This is a genomic window from Pseudomonadota bacterium, from assembly GCA_013285445.1.
Taxonomy (GTDB): Bacteria; Pseudomonadota; Gammaproteobacteria; order Xanthomonadales; family Wenzhouxiangellaceae; genus Wenzhouxiangella.
In genome coordinates, this window is the sequence record CP053448.1 from 2,259,082 (window position 1) to 2,277,862 (window position 18,781).

Here is an 18,781-nt window from a genome sequence, read left to right on the forward strand (position 1 = left end):
TGGAATGTAGCAACGCGCGGCCGCCATTGCCTTTCGACTTTAGTCGAGCAGACTCTGGGAATCTCCCGCAGACGTGTTCAGGAGTTCCTCAGGCCAGCCGAGCTGAAATTGCTATGATGTCGTCGGGACCCCAGGCTTCGCCCGATGTTCTCACCGCCCCTGATCGCCGCCCTCTCCCTGGCCTATGTCGGCCTTCTGTTCGCCATTGCCTGGTGGGGCGACCGGGCGGCAGCCGTTCCGCTGGGCCCGCGCACGCGGGCGGTCATCTATTCCCTGTCACTGGCTGTCTATTGCACGTCCTGGACCTTTTTCGGGGCCGTCGGCAGTGCAGTCGAGAACGGCTGGCTGTTTGCAACGATCTATATCGGGCCGGTGATCGTGCTCATCTTCGGGCACGACCTGATGCGGCGGATACTGCACCAGAGCCGCACCCAGCGGCTGACCTCGATCGCAGACTTCATCGCTCACCGCTATGGCCATTCGCGCCCGCTGGCGGTGACCGTCACCCTGGCCGCAGTACTGGGCGCCATCCCCTACATTGCGCTTCAGCTCAAGGCGGTCACGATGGGTCTGGTCGCCATCAGCGACGAGGGTCACAGCGGACTGTCGGAGCAGACCCTGGCGCTGCTGCTGGCCCTTGGCCTGGGCGTTTTCTCGATCCTGTTCGGGGCGCGTCGCCTGGAAGCCAGCGAGCATCACCGGGGCATGGTGCTGGCGATCGCCTTCGAGTCGCTGGTCAAGCTGGTGGCCTTTGCCGCGGTTGGACTCTGGGCCCTGTTCACGATTCTCGATGGGCCGTTCGGCCTGGTCGAGCGCATCGGCGCCACGCCGGCGTATCAGGAGCTGTTCCTTCCCTCCGCGCTGCCCGAGGGGTTTTGGGTTCAGACCCTGCTGGCGGCCGCGGCCATCCTGTGCCTGCCGCGCCAGTTCCAGGTCACCTTCGTCGAGAACGAGGATGAAGCCGACCTGCGCACCGCCCGCTGGCTTTTCCCCCTCTACCTCTTGCTTTTCACGCTGCTGGTCATTCCGATCGCGCTGGCGGGCCTGGAGCGGTTCGGCGGCGGGGCATACAACGCGGATACCTTCGTGCTGACCCTCCCGATGGGCGACGGGCAGGCCTGGCTGACCATGCTAAGCTTTCTGGGCGGCTTTTCCGCGGCAACGGGCATGGTGATCGTGGCCACCGTGGCGCTGGCCACGATGGTCAGCAACGACCTGCTGGTTCCCTTGCTTCTGAAACTGAAATCAAGCCAGGACAGGGATTTCAGCCAGGTCGTTCTCAATTCCCGTCGGCTGACCATCATCGGTCTGGCCACCCTGGCCTGGCTGTATTACCTGGTGCTGCAAAGCACCGATCGGCTGGCTGCGATCGGGTTGATGTCCTTTGCCGCGGTCATCCATTTCGCGCCTGCGCTGGTGGCCGGCGTGTACTGGCGGCTGGCCAGCCGCGAGGGAGCGCTGAGCGGTTTGCTGCTGGGGCTGACCGTCTGGCTCATGATGATCTTTTTGCCCTCCATTCTCGAGGGCTGGCCGGCCTGGCTTGCAATCGGTCTGTACCGGGCCACGATGCTGGGCCTGGCGCTGAATGTGCTGGCCCTGGTGCTGGTGTCGGTGTGGATCCGGCGTCGTCGGCCGGTGCTGCCGCGCCTGCTGGGCAGCCGCGGCTCGTCCCGGCCGGTGACCATCGGCGAGCTGCGCGAACTGACCGCCGGCTTCATCGGTCGTGACCGCGTCGACACGGCGTTTGCCAGCGCTCTGCCGGCGGAGCTGCCGGACGATGAAGCGCCGGCCGGCCCCGAGTTGATCGGTTTTACCGAGCGACTGTTGTCAGGCTGTATCGGCTCGGCCTCGGCCCGAACCGTGCTGGCGGCCGGTCTGCGTCGCAGCGGTATGCAGACCGACGACGCGCTGGCCCTGCTCGAACAGACCTCCAGCGCCATTCAGTTCAATCGCGACCTGCTCGACGCCACGCTCGATCACATCAGCCAGGGCGTAAGCGTGGTCGACGCGGATCTTCGCCTGGTCAGCTGGAACCGTGCCTATATCGAGCTGTTCGACTATCCGCCGGGAATGGTCTACATCGGTCGCCCGGTCGAGGAGTTGATTCGCTTCAACCTTCAGCGCTGGCATGGGGGAACGCCGCTGGAGATCGAGGACGGCGTCAACCGGCGCATGCACCACATGAGGCGCCGGACGCCCTATGTCTACGAGCGCCAGCACAGCAATGACAGAGTCATCGAGATTCGCGGTAACCCGATGCCGCGCGGTGGCTATGTGACCACCTACACCGACATCACCGGATTCAAACGCACCGAGCGGGAGCTCAAGCAAGCCTCCGCGACGATGGAACAACAAGTTGCAGAGCGAACCCGCGAGCTCAATCAGGCAATAGAAGCGTTGGCGGTCGCCAAGCGCGAGGCCGAAGCCGCCAACGAAAGCAAGTCCCGATTCCTCGCCGCGGCCAGTCACGATCTGCTGCAGCCGCTCAATGCGGCGCGCCTGTTTTCATCTTCGCTCAGAGAGTCGGCCGATCGCCTGCCGCCCGAGGAGGCCAATCTCAGCCGCCGGGTCGACCACAGCCTGAGCGTGGCCGAGGACCTACTCTCGGCCCTGCTCGACATCAGCCGTCTCGACCAGGGCGCACTGCAGCCGCGCTGGTCGGAGTTTCCCGTGCAGGTGCTGCTCGACAAGCTCGAGCGACAGTTCGCGGCTCTGGCCAGCCGCAGGGAACTGAAGCTGCGGCTTCGCCCGTGTCGGGCCTGGGTGCATAGCGACCAAAAGCTGCTGCAGCGCATCCTCGCCAATCTGGTCGGAAACGCCTTGCGCTACACTCGAGAAGGCGGTGTGCTGGTTGGTTGTCGACGGCGCGGTCAACATCTGGTTATCGAAGTGTGGGACTCGGGTCCCGGCATCGCCGAAGCCGATCGCGAGCGAGTGTTCGACGAGTTTGAGCGCCTGGCCGGCACCGACGAGCCGCACTTCAGCGATCAGGGTCTGGGTCTGGGCCTGGCCATTTGCCAGCGCATCAGCCTGATGCTGGAGTCGCCGCTGGACCTGCGTTCAAGGGTCGGCGCCGGCAGCATTTTTTCCGTTCGCGTCCCCACCGCTGAGGCCGGCGCCTGGGCGCACGGGACGGCGCCGGCTGCAGTGACCGAGAGGCCCGGTGAATTCGCGGGCCGGCGAGTGCTTTGCCTGGATGACGAGCCGGACGTGCTCGACGGCATGCGCGCCATGCTGGAGCGATGGGGTTGCGAAGTACTGACCGCCACGGACCGCTCAGCAGCGGCCGGACAGATGGCCCATGAGCCGGCCCTGCTCATCGTCGATTACCATCTGGACGGACAGGACAACGGCCTGGACGCCGCGCTGGCCCTGCGAGGAATTGCGGGTCGTACGGTGCCGGTGCTGGTGGTCACGGCCGATCGCGGCGATGCGCTGCAGCAGCGTGTTGCCGCGCTCGGGATTCGCCGCCTGCTCAAGCCGGTCAAGCCGGCTGCACTGCGCGCGGTCATGCGCCGCCTGCTCGACGAGGTCGGGGTGCGCTAGCGTTTCGAGTCCGGGTCGTCGAGTTCGCGCGGATGAACCTGCAGGCGATTGAGCAGGGTGACCGCCTGGGTGCGGTTGGACACTTCCAGCTTGCGCATGATGGCCGTCATGTGCGCCTTGACCGTCGCTTCCGTGATGTTGAGCTCCCAGGCGATCTGCTTGTTGAGCAGGCCCTCGCCGAGCATCAGCAGAATACGATACTGCTGCGGCGTGAGCTCGCCGATCCGGCGAACCAGTTCGGTCTCGTCACCGGTGGACTCCTGCGGCGAAAGCCCGGCCGGCACCCAGGTGTCACCCTCGAGCACGCAAGCGATGGCCTCAGCAATGGTCTCGGAGTCCGCTGACTTCGACAGGAATCCCGCCGCACCGTCAGCCAGGGCGCGCTGGATGATGCGGGCATCATCGTGGGCAGAGATCAGCAGCACGGGGATTTCCGGGTATCGACCCCGCAGCCAGGCCAGGGCCGACAGGCCGTGGCGTCCCGGCAGATGCAAATCAAGCAGGAGCAGGTCGAGCGCGGTGTCGTGCTCGAGCAGGGCCTGGAGCTGCTCGAAACTGGCTGCTTCGTAAACACGGCAGTCAGGATGAAGACGGCACAGCGTTCCGACCAGCGCCTCCCGAAACAAGGGATGGTCGTCAACCACCACCATGCGCTCGACCTTCATGCGCGGTCGGCTACGCCTTGCGCCGATTCTCGACCAAATGCTCGACGACATCCGGATCGGCCAGGGTCGAGGTGTCGCCAAGCTGGTCATGCTCGTTGGCGGCAATCTTCCTCAGGATGCGGCGCATGATCTTGCCCGAACGCGTTTTGGGCAGGCCCGGCGCCCACTGCAGGTGATCGATCGTGGCAATCGGACCGATTTCCTCACGCACCCAGTGCACCAGTTCCTTCACCAGCGCCTCGTCGCCTTCGTGCCCTTCCATCAAGGTCACGTAGGCATATACGCCCTGACCCTTGATGTCGTGGGGAAAGCCGACCACGGCGGCCTCCGCCACGGCCGAATGCGCCACCAGCGCTGATTCGACCTCCGCCGTGCCCAGGCGATGCCCTGAGACGTTGATTACATCATCGACGCGTCCGGTGATCCACCAATAGCCGTCTTCGTCGCGCCGTGCCCCGTCGCCGGTGAAGTAACGGCCCGGATAGGTCGAAAAATAGGTCTCGCCAAAGCGTTTGTGGTCGCCGTAAACGGTGCGCATCTGCCCCGGCCAGCTGTCGGTCAGCACCAGGTTACCGGATACGGCGCCTTTCAGTTCCGTGCCGTCGCTATCGACCAGCGCCGGCTTGATGCCGGGCAGAGGCCGGGTGGCCGAACCCGGCTTGAGATCCGTCGCGCCAGGCAGCGGACAGATCAGGATGCCGCCGGTCTCGGTCTGCCACCAGGTATCGACAACCGGACAGCGGCTTTCGCCGACGACCCGGTAATACCATTCCCAGGCTTCCGGGTTGATCGGTTCTCCGACCGTTCCCAGGATGCGCAGCGACGTGCGGCTGGTCTTCCTGACCGGCCCGTCACCGGCACGCATTAGCGCGCGAATCGCCGTCGGTGCGGTATAGAAGATGTTGACCTGGTGCTTGTCTACGACCCGCCAGAAGCGGCTGTTGTCCGGGTAGTTGGGCACGCCTTCGAACATCAGGGTGGTCGCGCCGTTAGCCAGTGGGCCGTAGACGATGTAGCTGTGGCCGGTCACCCAGCCAACATCGGCGGTGCACCAATAGATGTCGCCATCGTGGTAGTCAAAGGCGATCTCATGGGTCCAGGCGCACCAGGCCAGGTAACCACCGGAGGTATGCATCACACCCTTGGGCTGACCCGTTGAACCTGAGGTGTAGAGGATGAACAGCGGATCTTCGGCGTTCATGGGCTCCGGATCGCAGTGGGCATCGACCTGGTCGAGTTCGTCGTGCAGCCAGCAATCACGACTCTCGTTCCAGGCAATGTCGTCACCGGTGTTTCTGATCACCAGCACCGTATCGACGCGCTGTCCGGCTTGCGCGTTTTCCAGCGCACGATCGACGTTGGCCTTGAGCGGCGTCTTGCGGCCGCCGCGTACACCAGTATCGGCGGTTATGACGCATTTCGAGTCGCAGTCAACGATTCGACCGGCCAGCGCGTCCGGCGAGAAGCCGCCGAAGACGACCGAATGAACCGCGCCGATGCGCGCGCAGGCCAGCATGGCAACGGCCGCCTCGGGAATCATCGGCATGTAAAGGGTGACGCGATCGCCTTTGCCGACGCCCAGTCGCTTGAGCACATTGGCGAAGCGGCAGACACGATCGTGCAGCTCGCGATAGGTGATGCGGGCGTCGCGATCCGGCTCGTCGCCTTCCCACAGAATCGCCACCTGGTCACCGCGTTGGTCGAGGTGGCGATCAACGCAGTTGGCGCAGACATTGAGAACGCCATCGTCGTACCAGCGGATGTGCAGGTCATCCAGGTCGAAGCTGACATCCTTGACGCGAGAAAACGGCTTGATCCAGTCGAGCCGCCGGCCGATCCGGCTCCAGAACGCGTTTTCGTTCTCGCTCGCCTCGCGCATGAGCTGCTCGAAGCGCGCGCGATCGATGTGGGCGGATTGCTCGATCCGTTCGGGAACCGTATGAATCTGCGCTTGCGGATGTTGTTCTGACATGTCGTACGTCCTCTTCGCCAATACTCAAGAAACGGTCGCTCTTCAGTGTCCATGAAGGCCGCGGAGATGTAAAGGCAGGGGCCCGCCAGGCGCATACGACTTTGGTCTAGATCGACCAAAGGCTAATTGCCCGACCGTCGCGCGCATCCAAGGATATACGCTGTTGAACCCATCCATCGATGTAAAGAGGGAGTGCCCTATGTCCTGTCGACTGCAGCTCGCTACCGCAGAAGCGAAGAACCCGCCGCGCTGGCGCCGCAGATTGCTGGCGGTGTCCATTTCTATCGCCCTGGTGAACCCGGCACTGGCTGACGACGCCGACCGCGTCGCGGAACTGGAGCAACGGGTGGCCGAGCTGGAAGCCATGGTGCGCACACTGATCGACGAGCAACCCGAGCGACGGGCAGCCGGCGAGCGGCTGGAGCGGGTGGCCGAGGAGTCGAGGACCACGCGCGAGATGGTCGAAAGCATCCGGAGCCGCGCGGAGCCCGTGCTGGCTGCAGCCGAAGAGAAATCGTCCGGCCCGCAGTTCTATTACGGTGGGTATCTGAAGGCAGACGCGATCGTCTCCGACTTCTCCGACGGGGAAGTGGCCGGTGGAAGCATCGGGCGTGATTTCCTGGTGCCCAGCACGATTCCGGTCGGCGGCCAGGGCGAGGGCGCCGTGACTGACTTCCATGCCCGCCAGAGTCGCTTTAATTTCGGCGTTCGACACCAGGTCGACGCCAACAAACTGGGGGCCTTCATCGAATTCGATTTCCTGGCCACGCCCGGCGGCAACGAACGCGTCAGCAATTCCTATTCACCGCGCATGCGTCACGCCTTCGTGACCTGGAATGACTGGTTGATCGGCCAGACCTGGAATACCTTCATGGATGTGGCCACCCTGCCCGAAAGCGTTGACTTCATTGGTCCCGCCGGCGCGACGAGTTTCGGGAGGCAGACCCAGATTCGTTACACCAAAAACAACTTCGCGATCGCGCTGGAAAACCCGGAAACGACCATCACACCGTTCGGCGGCGCCGGACGGATCGTCACCGACGATCACCTGTTGCCGGAACTGGCCGCGCGCTACACCTGGAAGGGCGACTGGGGTCACGTCCAGCTCGGCGGCATGTTCCGGCAACTGTCCTATGAAAACAGGGCCGCCGGGATCGACGACACGACAAGCAGCTGGGGCCTGAGCCTGTCCGGAAAGTTCGCGCTCGGTCGTGACGATTTCCGCTGGATGGTCCATCACGGCGACGGAATGGGCCGACATATCGGTCTGAACTTCGTCAACGCCGCCGTGCTGACCGGCAGCGGCGACCTCGAAGCGATCGGAACCACCGGCGGTTTTCTGGCCTACCGGCACTGGTGGAGCGACACATTGCGTTCAACCGCCGCCTTCGGCTACCTGGATGTCGACAACCCCGTGGAGTACACCGGCACGGGCGTCAACAGCAGCAACTGGAGCGGACAGATCAACCTGTTCTACACGCCCGTCGACTCGCTCAGCTTCGGCATCGAGTACCTGATGGCCGAGCGCGAGATCGAGTCCGGGGCAAGCGGTCGCCTCGATCGGGTCCAGTTCACCAGCAAGTACAGCTTCTAGTCCGCATTATTCATGAATCGCCGCGATGATTGCGCAGGGGATTGTTCGCACAGCGGATTTTCCGACCGAGCGGAATACCAGGCTGTATTTCCGAGGGAGGAAAATCCGCTGTGCGGACAAGGCGCAAGCAAGGGCGCGAGTGAGTTCATGAATAATGCGGGCGAGTGGGCCATGCGGCTAATTAGGTAACGCTCAGAGCCGCTGTGCTGGTGCGAATCAAGGCGCAGTGGGCCATCCCGGCTGCGGCGGCTCCAGGCGGAGCCGCCGTCTCTTCATTCAGGCCTCATCGCGTAAGCTCAAGCGAATCTCGTCCAGGATGGCCGGATCGTCGATCGTCGAGGGAACTGCAGGTGAATCGCCGTTGGCCAGCTCTCGCAAGCTGCGTCGCAGGATCTTTCCCGAGCGCGTCTTGGGCAGGCGCTTTACCACGACCGCGCGCCTGAAGCAGGCCACCGCGCCGAGTTCTGCCCGAACCCGGGCGATCAGCTCGCTGCATACCTCGGCATCGGACTGGCGGCAGCCGTCCTTGAGCACGACCAGACCGAGCGGAACCTCTCCCTTGAGTTCGTCGTCGACGCCGAATACGGCGCATTCGGCCACGGCCGGGTGTGCGGCCACGATTTCCTCCATCTCGCCAGTCGACAGGCGATGACCGGCAACGTTGATGACATCGTCGGTACGGCCCATGACGAAGACGTTGCCTTCGGCATCCAGGTAGCCCCCGTCGCCGGTCAGGTAGTAGCCGGGATAGGTTGCGAGATAGGCCTGACGGAAGCGGTCCGGATCGCGCCAGATTCCAAGCAGACAGCCGGGCGGAAGCGGCTGGCGAATGCAGATCGACCCCTGCTGGCCGACCGGGCAGGGGCCGCCGTTGCGATCGACGATCTCTATGCCGAAGCCGGGCGTCGGCCGCCCGGCCGATCCGGGGCGCACCGGAAACTCCGTCAGCCCGACTGGATTGCATGCGACCGCCCAGCCGGTTTCCGTTTGCCACCAGTGATCGAAGACCGGCAAACCGCAGCGCTCGCGCAGCCAATCGTAGGTGGGCGGATCCAGCCGCTCTCCGGCGAGAAACAGGCGCTTGAGCGCGCCGAGATCGTGACCGGCCATCAGTCGCCCTTCGGGGTCTTCCTTCTTGATCGCCCGAAATGCCGTCGGCGCGGTAAACATCGCGGTTACCCGATGCTCGGCCATCACTCGCCAGAACGCGCCGGCATCCGGCGTGCGAACCGGCTTGCCCTCGAACAGGATCGAAGTGCAGCCATAGAGCAGCGGCGCATAAACGATGTAGGAGTGCCCGACCACCCAGCCGACATCGGAGGCTGCCCAGAAGACCTCGCCCGGTCGCATGCCGTAGACCACCTCCATGCTGTAGTGCATTGCCACCGCGTGCCCACCGTGATCGCGCACGACCCCCTTGGGCTTGCCGGTTGTGCCGGAGGTATACAGGATGTAGAGCGGATCGCACCCGCGCACGGCCACGGCCTTGGCCATGGAGGCGGCCTGCTCGAGCGTCTGCCAGTCATGGTCTCGCCCGGGCTGCATCTGCGCCTTGGCCTGCGGGCGCTGGACAATGACCACTGCCTCCGGCTGGTGGGTGGAACGCTTCAGGGCCTGGTCGAGCAGCGGCTTGTATTCGATCACCCGATCGACTTCAATTCCGCAGGAGGCCGACAGCACCACGCGCGGACGGGCGTCGTCGATGCGCACGGCCAGCTCGTGGGGCGCAAAGCCACCGAACACAACGGAGTGGATGGCGCCCAGGCGCGCACAAGCCAGCATGCCGACGACCGCCTCGGGAATCATTGGCATGTAGATCACCACCCGGTCGCCCCTGGCCACGCCCAGCTCGCTAAGTGCCCCGGCCATGCGCGCGACCCGATCGGTGAGTTGGGAATAGCTCAGGGATCGACAGCTGCCGGTCACCGGCGAGTCGTGAATCAGGGCCGTCTGGTCACCCCGCCCGGCCGCCACCTGGGCGTCCAGGGCCAGCCAGGCGGTGTTGAGCTCACCGTCGGCGAACCATTGCATTCCGCCGGCCTCGTTCGGTTCATGGCCACGGGTCGGCGGCCGGAACCACCGGATGCGCCGGGCCTGTTCCAGCCAGTAGCCGTCGGGATCACGGCGCGCGTATTCGAAGTGCTGCGGGTAGATGGATTCATACATGGATTCGGCCTGTGGGATTGGACTGACTGGCCGTCAGTCTCCCACCGACCTGTTCGGCTCGCAATTCGACCTTTGGCTGTCAGCGGCCGCCTGTTCCATGGCCATGAACGGAAGCAGAACCGAATCATGGCGCGCCGGAAAATTGCGGGCCGGAGACAGCATCTCCAGCTTCTCCCAGCCTTCCGGAAAGTTCGGTTCTGTCCCTGAAAGCAGCTGCTTGAGAACCGCCCCGGCTCTTGCAATCTGCACCGGCGTCTGACCGATGGCGGCAGCCACAAGAATGGCCGTCGACGCCATGGTCAGCGTGCAGGCGCGGGTCCGCCAGCCCAGCTCGGCAACCACGCCACCGGCCCAGTTCACGTCAAGCGTCAGAACACTGCCGCAAATCGCCCCTCGGCAGGTCACCGTGCTGTCGGGGTCGGTCAGCCGTTTGTCGCTGCGCACACGCGCTGCCCATCCGCGGACCCGTCTCTGATAGAGCGCTTCGAGCGTGGCATCTCTGCCCCGCGCCATACTAATCCTCGGCAGGCGCGGCCTGTCGCCCCAGAACGGAAAGGAACTGCAGCGCAAAGTGCAGGCCACGGCGCACGTCTTCGTCTCTGGCTGCGCGAATCAGGCCGATCAGTGAAGGAACCGGCTTGCGGGCGGCTTCATTGCGCGCGTATCGTGTCGCGTTGCTCAGCATCCAGGCGTTTGCAACCAGGTCTTCGTAGCCGGCCATCATCTTCTCGATCATGGCTTCATCGGCCATGTCCACACCGTCCGATGCCAGCGACAGGAGATCGATCACATTATGAAAGCGCCTGCCCTGGATCAGCGGCGCAATCTTGTCCGCCAGCTCGATCAGGCCTTCTTCAGTCGCAGCATCGGAGAAGGCACTTTCCTTGCCCAGGCGCTCCAGAAGAGACTGCTCTTCGCCGCTTTCCGTTTCAGTGTCAAGATTCGCCATAACGCGTATTCCTGTATCGAAGAGATTCCCTGGCTCAGACGATGCCGCGAGCCACGGACCAATAGATGCCGCGATTGAACGCCTTGCGAAGCAAACCACCGACCTTGGTCGGCGGTGTCGGATGCACGTCTTCGTCGTAGTCGTACCACAGCGGCATTCCGACCTCGAGCCCCATCTGCGCGACGGCCTGAACCTTGCCGTCATAGGCCGCCACCGTGCGGCCAATGCGCAAATCCCCGGCGATGTTGTTGGCGATGACGGGGGCCTGGTTATGACAGGAGCCGCCCGCCTTGCTGATCGGCAGGTCGACGGTATCACCCATGACATAGGCGTTCGGGAAGCCTTCCAGCTGCAGGGTGGCGCGATCGGTTGGCAGCCAGCCCTCGTTGTTCGGAGCTTGCGAGACGCCGCATTGAAGCACGGCATCCACGGCCCGGATCGGCGGCGTCGACATCAGAATGTCGAAGGGCTCTTCTTCCCCTTCTTCGGAAATCGCGATCTTCTTTTCAGGGTCAACCGCCGCAAGCGTGAAGCCGCGCTTGTACTTGATGTCCTTGCTTTCCAGAATGGGCGGCATGACATCACATACTTCCTGCTGCAGGAACAGACAGTTGCGCAGGAGCTGGGAGACGGTCGGATAGGTATAGACGATTTCGACCTGCTCGCGCACGCCCTTGCGCCGCAGATACTCATCGAGCATCAGGGTTGTCTCCACCGGCGCGATGCCGCACTGATGCGGCACGTTCGGCGTTTTGGGAAAATTCACCGTAATGAATACGCGCCCTTTCTCAAAGTGGCGCAGCTTGTCGGCCAGCTGCCGGGCGGGATCATGCTGGTAGAAATAGTCGCCGGCCTCTTTCAGGCCTTCAATCCGCTCCGGTGCCGGAACGCAGCCGGTCGAGACGACGATATAGTCATAGCCGATGGTCTGACCGCTCGCGGTTCTGACCGTCGAGCCGGAAAAATCGAACTCGGTCACTTTGTCGACCCGGAATTCGATTTCCGGGCGCAGCAGGGTGTGCTGTTTTCGGCGCAGCTCGCCTTCGAAGAACATGTCGAAAGCCACGTACATGAAAGCCGGCTTGTAGTAATGCCAGGGGCTGTCCGAAAGCAGGGAAACCTTGACCTTTCCGGAAGCGACTTCCGGATAGAGCTTGGCAACGAGGCTATTGGCGGTCATGGTGCCGCCGATTCCTCCGCCGACGACCAGTATGTGCTTCGCCATGGCCATTCCTCTCATTAATGGGGCTTTGATTGTTTTACAATATCAGTCACAACCCGGTTTAGCCATGTGGTTTTCCGGGATTTTTCCGGCAACCTTTCCAGAATGGAAACGACAGCAGTCTGCTCGAATTGACGCAAGATTCATCATCAAGAAAACCAGAAGCCGACAGCGCACTGTCGGAAGCAATGCGCGCGGCCATCCGTTCCGAGGTCCAGGATCAGATCATCGAATGCCTCAATCGCTTCTATGCGATGGAAACCGGGATGTGGGGCAAGCCCGTTGACTGCCTGATCATTCGCACCGTTGTACAGAGCCACCTGCAAGGCCGACTCTATGACCTGTCCGCTTTGGCCGCCGCGCTTGATTTGCCGATTGCGACCGTGCACAGAAAGGTCAGTGAATCGGTTACGGCGGGCTATCTGAAACGCAAAGCGGTCGGCAAATCCGTTTACGTTGCACCAACCGAACAGACCTGCGCCAGGCTGGATCGATCCTTTGAATCGATGGTCTCGACGCTGCGACGCCTGTATCAGAGTCCGAATCTTTTCAGCGACGGCACGCATGAAGAGTCAGCGCAGGCCAGTCACGACCGTCCCGGCAAATCCCGCGGGGCCGGCTGAAGGCCCGCATCCCGTTCTTCAACACTTCGCGAACCCGTTGCAGCCCGGGCTGCAAACCGGCCAGGATATGCACAACTCTCGGGGGTACAATGCGGTGACGCTTGGCTCGGGGCAATGGTATTGCAACGTGCTTATCTGATCGACGAACAGCACCCGGGTGGACCACGTCGCGTGCCGGTGGGGGGGCCAGCTTGTGCTCGGCCGTTCTTCGGATTGTGGCTGTTTGGTGGATGATTCACAGGCATCGCGCCGGCATGCACAGATCGAGCTGCGGGGCGATGGCGAGTACTTCTGGCGTGATTTGGGCAGCACGAATGGCACCTTGCTCAATGGCGCCAGAATGCGTGAAGGCCGCCTGAAGCAGGGCGATTGCCTTCAGATCGGCGCGTCAGTGTTTCGCTTCGAAGTGGAACAGGCGGCCGAAGCGGGAGAAGGGCGCGACGAGGGCACCCTGTTCAGGCACACCATTGTCACCTCCGACGGCGCCTTCGAGAACCGTCGGGCCGAACCAAGCAAGGCCGAGGCTATCCTTCAGTCGGTCTACGGCGTGATTCATTCCCTCTCCAACGAGTACGAACCAACCCGGCTGGTGGACAAGGTGCTCGAGGAAACCGCGCGCGCCCTGCGCGCCGAGCGTTGCGCCATTGTGTTTACCGACGGCCCCGACGCGCCACTCCGGCCCTGCCCCGGCCACGAGTTCTGCCATGTTTTTGAAGACGGCGCACTGAAGGAAGTCGAACCGGACGCCCTCGGCATCAGCCACACCGTCGTGAACCGGGTGCTCACCCAGGGCGAAAGCGTGTTTTTCCACGAAGACGCCAACGACCTGGAGCTGGAAACGGCCAAGAGCATCCTGATGCAGCGCGTCAGCTCGATTATCTGCGTACCTCTTCAGGGACGACAGAGAGTCTTCGGCATTCTGTATCTTGATACCAGCAACACCTGGCACGAATGGTCGGAAGACGACTGGCTGCTGAGTTCGGCCATAGGCAACAGCGCCGGCCTCGCTATCGAGAATGCGCTGCTTCACCAGCAGATCGTCGAGAACGAGCGGGTGGAACAGGAGCTCAAGATCGCCTGGACCATTCAGGAAGGCTTTCTGTTTCGCGACTGGCCCGAGAAGGAGACGGCCTTCGAAGTCTACGGCGAGACACGACCGGCCAGGACCGTCGGCGGTGATTTCTATGATGTCTTCCTGCCCGGCGGCGGAAAAATGGGCATTGTCATCGGCGATGTAAGCGGCAAAGGCATGCCCGCCGCATTGACCATGGCCAAACTGCTGGCCGAGTTTCGGGCATGCGCGCGAATCGAGCAGTCGCCATCCCGTGTGCTGACCACACTCAACGAAAGCCTGGTCCGATCCAGCCAGCGTGGCATCTTCTGTACGTTTTGCTATTGTTTGCTCGATTTGCACAGTGGCCGGCTGTGTATCGGCAATGCCGGCCACCATCCACCCCTGTTGATCACCGATGACCGCATCGACGAATTTGCCCTTGCATCGGGGCCGCCACTGGGCATCATGGAAAACATCAGCTGGGACGAGCAGGAAACCCATATGGTTCCGGGTACTGTAGCCATGCTCTACACTGACGGGATTGTGGAAGCGCGGTCCGGCTTGTCCCACTCAGGTGTCCTGGCCCCGGGCGAAACCATGAAAGCATACGGACTCAAGGGCCTGGGTCAGTCGATACGGGAGTGCCACGGCACGGTCCGCGGCATCATCGAGCACATCATGACGGATGTGGAAACCTACTGTGGCGACCAGCCCCCTCACGACGATTGCACGCTGATCGGATTGCGGTATTCGGGATCATGAAGGAAGACTTGCGGCTGGACATACGCAGCGACCCCAGGCTGCTCTGTGTGTGCCGGGACATGGTGCGGGCCTACTTCGACCGGATGGACGTGGAGCGCAGCCGGGTCGACGAAATCGTGCTGGCCGTTGACGAATCGGTCACCAATGCCATGCGCCATTCCTACGAGGGCCGCACGAACGAAACCATCGTGATCATTCTGAGCAGCAACGACGAATGGATACAATGCGAGATCATCGACCAGGGCAAGGCCGCGCCGCCCGAGCGCATCACCCCGAAGCAGCCGGCCTCGCCGAGCAGGGACGACGTGCAGCCCGGCGGACTGGGCGTGCAGCTGATTTACGATGTCTGTGACGAGGCCGATTTCGAACCGGGCGAAGGCCGGGGCAATCGCGTGACCATGCGGTTTCGGCGGCCCCGGGACACGTCCGACCCATCCAAACCACCGCAAGCACAAGGACGGCAGTAATGGCGCTTAAGCTGAACCGGCACGAGGAAGAAGGCATACAGGTGCTGCGCGTATCAGGTGAAGTGGATCTGTACTCGTCGCCGGAATTGCGCATAGCGGTGCAAACCCTTCTTGACCGGGCGAAGGATCGGGTTCATATCGACCTCAGCGGCGTCGCGTACATGGACAGTTCGGGGGTTGCCACGCTGGTCGAGGGGATGCGCAATGCCCGGGCGTGCGATGTAGCCTTCGTTCTGTACGCACCCTCCGAATCGGTGATGAAGGTGCTTACCCTGTCTCGCCTCGACAGCGTATTCGACATCATCGAAACGGGATGAATTCATACCGGCAATGAGCACGCTCACCTACATCGCCGGCTACACCGGCCGGGTCAGCCTCAACTGGCTGTATGCGGCCTCACAGGTGTGCGTGCTGATCCTGGCCACCCTGTACTGGAGCTTCGGGGCGCCCCTTCGTGGCAAAGGGCTGCCGGCTCGCAACACCGCCGAGCACTTCGTCCGTTTCGGCGCCGATTCACTACCGATCGTCGCACTCATCAGTTTCCTCATCGGCGCCATCATGGCCATGCAATCGGCGACCCAGCTGGCCCGCTTCGGCGCTTTGAGCTACATCGCCAGCCTGGTGGGCGTGGCGGGTGTACGCGAATTAGCGCCACTGATGACGGCCATCATCGTCACCGGCCGCAGTGGCTCGGCCATTACGGCGGAAATCGGCACCATGAAGGTGTCGGAAGAGATCGATGCACTCAAGGTGATGGGCATCAATCCCGTCAAGTTCCTGGTGGTCCCCAAGTTCCTGGGCATGCTGCTGGCACTGCCCTGCCTGACGGTGATGTCCATGGTCGTCATGATTGCCGGTGGCTATCTTCTTGCCGTCGGCTATCTCGGTCTGAGCGGTTCAGGCTACATCGATCAGAGTTTCCTCTCCATCGGCACGGCCGATTTTCTCACCGGCCTGACCAAGAGCGTCTTCTTCGCCGTGACCATCTGCTGGGTCGGCGTGGTCCGGGGCTTCCAGGTCTCCGGCGGCGCGGCGGGCGTCGGCAAGATGACCACCTCGTCGGTGGTGAGCTCGATCTTCCTGATCATCCTGATCGATCTGGTCTTCACCTTTCTGTTCTTCTTCGAGCCATGAGCACGAGCACCGAAACCCGAGCGCCCGACCACATCCTTGAAGTGCGCGATCTCGTGGTCAAATACGGCGACACCGTGGTCTTGAAGGACATCTCCTTCGACGTGCGGCGAGGCGAGAACTTCGTCATCCTCGGCGGCAGCGGCTGCGGCAAAAGCACCTTGCTGCGCAATCTCGTGGGCCTCATGCGCCCGGCATCGGGCCAGATCCTGCACAATGGCCTCGACTTCACCGCCATGGGCGACGACAAACGGGTCGAGGTACGGCGGAAGATGGGGATGTGCTTCCAGGGCTCGGCCCTGCTCGGCTCGCTCACCGTGGCGGACAACGTGGCCCTGCCGCTGCGGGAGCACACCAAGCTCGACGACTCGATCATCGACATCATGGCCGGGATCAAGCTCAATCTCGTGGGCCTGGACGAACGCGGCGACCATCTCCCATCGGAATTGAGCGGCGGCCAGAAAAAGCGGGCGGGGCTGGCCCGGGCCATGGCCATGGATCCCGACATCATTTTCTACGACGAACCGTCGGCCGGTCTCGACCCCATCGCAGCGGCCGAACTGGACAGGCTCATTCGCAAGATGCAGCATACGTTTAATCTGACCAGTATCGTCGTCACCCATGAAATGGAGAGCGTGAAGTTGATCGCCGACCGGATCTGCATGCTGAAGACCACGCCCGAGGGCGGCCGCATCGCGTACCTGGGTTCACTCGACGGCTTTTATGCGTCGGACAACCCCGACGTGATCCAGTTTCGCGACCGCAGGCCGGACGGCGAAGAATCAGAAACCGCCGCTGTCTCCGGCTAAGGAAGATATCGTGGTAGCCAAGAAACACGATTTCACCCGCACTGAAGTGAAGGCGGGTTTCATGGTTCTCGGCGCAGTGGCAGCCGGCTTGATCATGGCGTTGGCCGCGCTCAACCGGCCCGACATCCTGCAGTCGGTCTGGAGCCTGTTTTTCGGCCGGACCGAAACGCACCGCTACGTGGTGAAGCTGGAGGAAGCCAGCGGGCTGAACAGGAACGCCGACGTGCGCTACGGCGGCGCGAAGGCGGGCAAGGTGCTCGATGTGGGTCTCGACGCGAAAGCCCGGCGCATCGTGGTCTTGCTGGAAGTAAACGCCAACGTACCCGTCAATGCAGGCAGCCGGGCCTACATCAGCCAGGCCACCCTGACGAGCGAACCCCATATCGAGATCAGCGTGGGCGCGCCCGAGGCTGCCCTACTGATGGCAAACGGACAGCCCGCGGCGCAAGCCAGCCTCTACCAGGGCATCCCGGTCATCGCCGCGCAACCCGGCGGACTCTTCGGCGAGGTATCCAAACTCGCCGGCGATCTGCGCGGGCTTATCGGCGTCGACGCGGCCCGGTCGGAAGGGCGGTCATTCACGACCGTCGCCGACTTGATGGATAGCGTCCACCTCACCTTGGAGGACGGCCAGGGCCTCGTTCAGGAAACGGCCCGGATTATCAAGGAACGCAACGCGGAGCTGGGCCGGATGCTCGACGAGGATATCGCCGCCATCCTCGACAACACGAGAGACCTGACCGACAACGCGGCCGGCTCTTTCGGGCGGATCGACGCGTGGATCGCAGAGAACGATCCCCGCCTCAGCGCTACCGTCGAGTCGGCCCATGCCATCGCCGGGGACATCGAAGCGCTCACCAAGGAACTCGAGGCGTACCGGCTCAAGGTAGCGGCCATCCTCGACCACGGCGAAGGCATGACGGACGAAAGCCGCGCGCTGTTAGAACGCAATGCGCCGGTGATCGAAGACATGCTCGGCGATCTGCGCCAGGCCACGCGATTCTTCGTGCGCTTTGCCGAAGTGCTTGCCGACAACCCCCAGGCCCTGTTACGGGGCCAGCGCGAGGCCGGCAGAGCCCCGGACGACACCGGAACCCTCGGCCGTGAACCCGATCGGAGATAGATTTTGCGCATGATGACCAACGGCGGCCAACGCCTCCTGCCCCTTGCTTTGTTGCTGCTCCTTTCGCTCGGCGTCGTGGCTTGCGCTACGCTGTCCAGGCCGCTGTATTTCACGCTTGATATGTCAACGCCACCGGGCGAAGGCGCGGGATACACAGCTCTCGAGCAGCGGCAGGTGTCGGTCGATACCATACGCGTGACCGACAAACTGGTACGCCGCGACATCTTGATACGCATCGGCGAGACCGAAGTCGAGTTCTATCAGGACACGAAATGGGTGGCCCGTCCCTCGGACCTGGTGGCCGAAAAGCTGGCCGCCGAATTCATGCCGCCGCCGAAATCGGCCGGAGATGCGCCGCCGGTATTGCTGCTCCACGGCGATCTTCTCGCGTTTGAGCAGGTGGATGCCGCCGACGGGTCGGTGTACGCCCATATCCGCCTGAAGGCCCGATTGCGCACCAAGGGCCGGGGGCGCCACGAAGCGGTGCACGAGCGGCTTCATGAGTTCCGTGAACCGGTGGCGGCGGACAGCCCCATGCCGAAAGCCGTGGTGGAAAAGCTGTCCCATGGCCTGGAAGTCATCGCGGCGGAAATCGCACGGGATGCCAATCACATTCCGCTCGACTGAGCGCGATAGCCTTTCCCGAGCTGGCGAAAGTGGCTTTCGTCCGGCTGAACCCAGTCGTTCATATCGTGCCG

At 63.0% G+C, this 18,781-nt stretch carries 15 protein-coding genes and 1 pseudogene; 10 read left to right on the forward strand and 6 right to left on the reverse strand.

Translation table 11 applies throughout. The annotated features are described in order from the left end of the window. The first annotated feature begins 144 nt into the window (after positions 1-144). Positions 145-3,546, forward strand: coding sequence for a PAS domain-containing hybrid sensor histidine kinase/response regulator (locus tag HND55_10180; GenBank protein QKK02977.1), 3,402 nt, complete (start codon positions 145-147; stop codon positions 3,544-3,546). Here HND55_10180 and HND55_10185 read toward each other — a convergent pair. Beyond that, a complete protein-coding gene (locus HND55_10185) occupies positions 3,543-4,196 on the reverse strand; it encodes a response regulator transcription factor (GenBank protein QKK04077.1) in 654 nt (217 codons plus the stop codon). The two genes, HND55_10180 and HND55_10185, sit on opposite strands and share 4 nt — an antisense overlap. A gap of 25 nt (positions 4,197-4,221) precedes the next feature. Next, entirely contained in the window at positions 4,222-6,183 is a 1,962-nt protein-coding gene (acs, locus tag HND55_10190) for an acetate--CoA ligase (protein ID QKK02978.1), read from the reverse strand. A 562-nt stretch (positions 6,184-6,745) separates the two neighbouring features. Here acs and HND55_10195 point away from each other — a divergent pair. Continuing rightward, positions 6,746-7,777: a porin gene (locus HND55_10195; GenBank protein ID QKK04078.1), complete on the forward strand. Its 1,032-nt coding sequence runs from the start codon at positions 6,746-6,748 to the stop codon at positions 7,775-7,777. 276 nt (positions 7,778-8,053) lie between these two features. On the opposite strand, the gene HND55_10200 is transcribed toward HND55_10195, so the two are convergent. The 4 genes from HND55_10200 to HND55_10215 are packed head-to-tail and all read right to left on the reverse strand — an operon-like array spanning position 8,054 to position 12,117. Beyond that, entirely contained in the window at positions 8,054-9,943 is a 1,890-nt protein-coding gene (locus tag HND55_10200; GenBank protein QKK02979.1) for a propionyl-CoA synthetase, read from the reverse strand. A 33-nt stretch (positions 9,944-9,976) separates the two neighbouring features. Continuing rightward, positions 9,977-10,456, reverse strand: a complete 480-nt coding sequence (locus HND55_10205; GenBank protein QKK02980.1) for an iron-sulfur cluster assembly scaffold protein — start codon at positions 10,454-10,456, stop codon at positions 9,977-9,979. 1 nt (position 10,457) lies between these two features. Further along, on the reverse strand, positions 10,458-10,892 hold the full coding sequence (locus HND55_10210; GenBank protein QKK02981.1) for a DUF1641 domain-containing protein: 435 nt from the start codon (positions 10,890-10,892) through the stop codon (positions 10,458-10,460). 34 nt (positions 10,893-10,926) lie between these two features. Further along, positions 10,927-12,117 (reverse strand): NAD(P)/FAD-dependent oxidoreductase, encoded by a 1,191-nt coding sequence (locus HND55_10215; GenBank protein QKK02982.1) that lies wholly within the window; start codon positions 12,115-12,117, stop codon positions 10,927-10,929. A gap of 185 nt (positions 12,118-12,302) precedes the next feature. Between HND55_10215 and HND55_10220 the strand changes: the two are divergent. The 8 genes and pseudogenes from HND55_10220 to HND55_10255 all read left to right on the forward strand — a co-directional run bounded on the left by HND55_10220 (position 12,303) and on the right by HND55_10255 (position 18,710). Next, positions 12,303-12,650, forward strand: a pseudogene (locus HND55_10220) (ArsR family transcriptional regulator). 310 nt (positions 12,651-12,960) lie between these two features. Beyond that, complete coding sequence (locus tag HND55_10225; GenBank protein QKK02983.1) at positions 12,961-14,553, forward strand: SpoIIE family protein phosphatase; 1,593 nt, start codon at positions 12,961-12,963, stop codon at positions 14,551-14,553. Beyond that, on the forward strand, positions 14,550-15,020 hold the full coding sequence (locus HND55_10230; protein QKK02984.1) for an ATP-binding protein: 471 nt from the start codon (positions 14,550-14,552) through the stop codon (positions 15,018-15,020). Before HND55_10225 ends, HND55_10230 begins: the two co-directional genes overlap by 4 nt. After that, a complete protein-coding gene (locus HND55_10235; GenBank protein ID QKK02985.1) occupies positions 15,020-15,337 on the forward strand; it encodes an STAS domain-containing protein in 318 nt (105 codons plus the stop codon). The genes HND55_10230 and HND55_10235 overlap by 1 nt, the downstream gene beginning before the upstream one ends. A gap of 13 nt (positions 15,338-15,350) precedes the next feature. Further along, the gene (locus HND55_10240; GenBank protein ID QKK02986.1) at positions 15,351-16,154 is read left to right on the forward strand and encodes an ABC transporter permease; all 804 of its coding nucleotides are present in this window, start codon (positions 15,351-15,353) and stop codon (positions 16,152-16,154) included. Then, complete coding sequence (locus tag HND55_10245; GenBank protein QKK02987.1) at positions 16,151-16,960, forward strand: ATP-binding cassette domain-containing protein; 810 nt, start codon at positions 16,151-16,153, stop codon at positions 16,958-16,960. Before HND55_10240 ends, HND55_10245 begins: the two co-directional genes overlap by 4 nt. 10 nt (positions 16,961-16,970) lie before the next feature. After that, complete coding sequence (locus tag HND55_10250) at positions 16,971-18,083, forward strand: MCE family protein (GenBank protein ID QKK02988.1); 1,113 nt, start codon at positions 16,971-16,973, stop codon at positions 18,081-18,083. Positions 18,084-18,092: 9 nt separating this feature from the next. Further along, complete coding sequence (locus HND55_10255) at positions 18,093-18,710, forward strand: hypothetical protein (protein QKK02989.1); 618 nt, start codon at positions 18,093-18,095, stop codon at positions 18,708-18,710. Positions 18,711-18,781 lie beyond the last annotated feature (71 nt).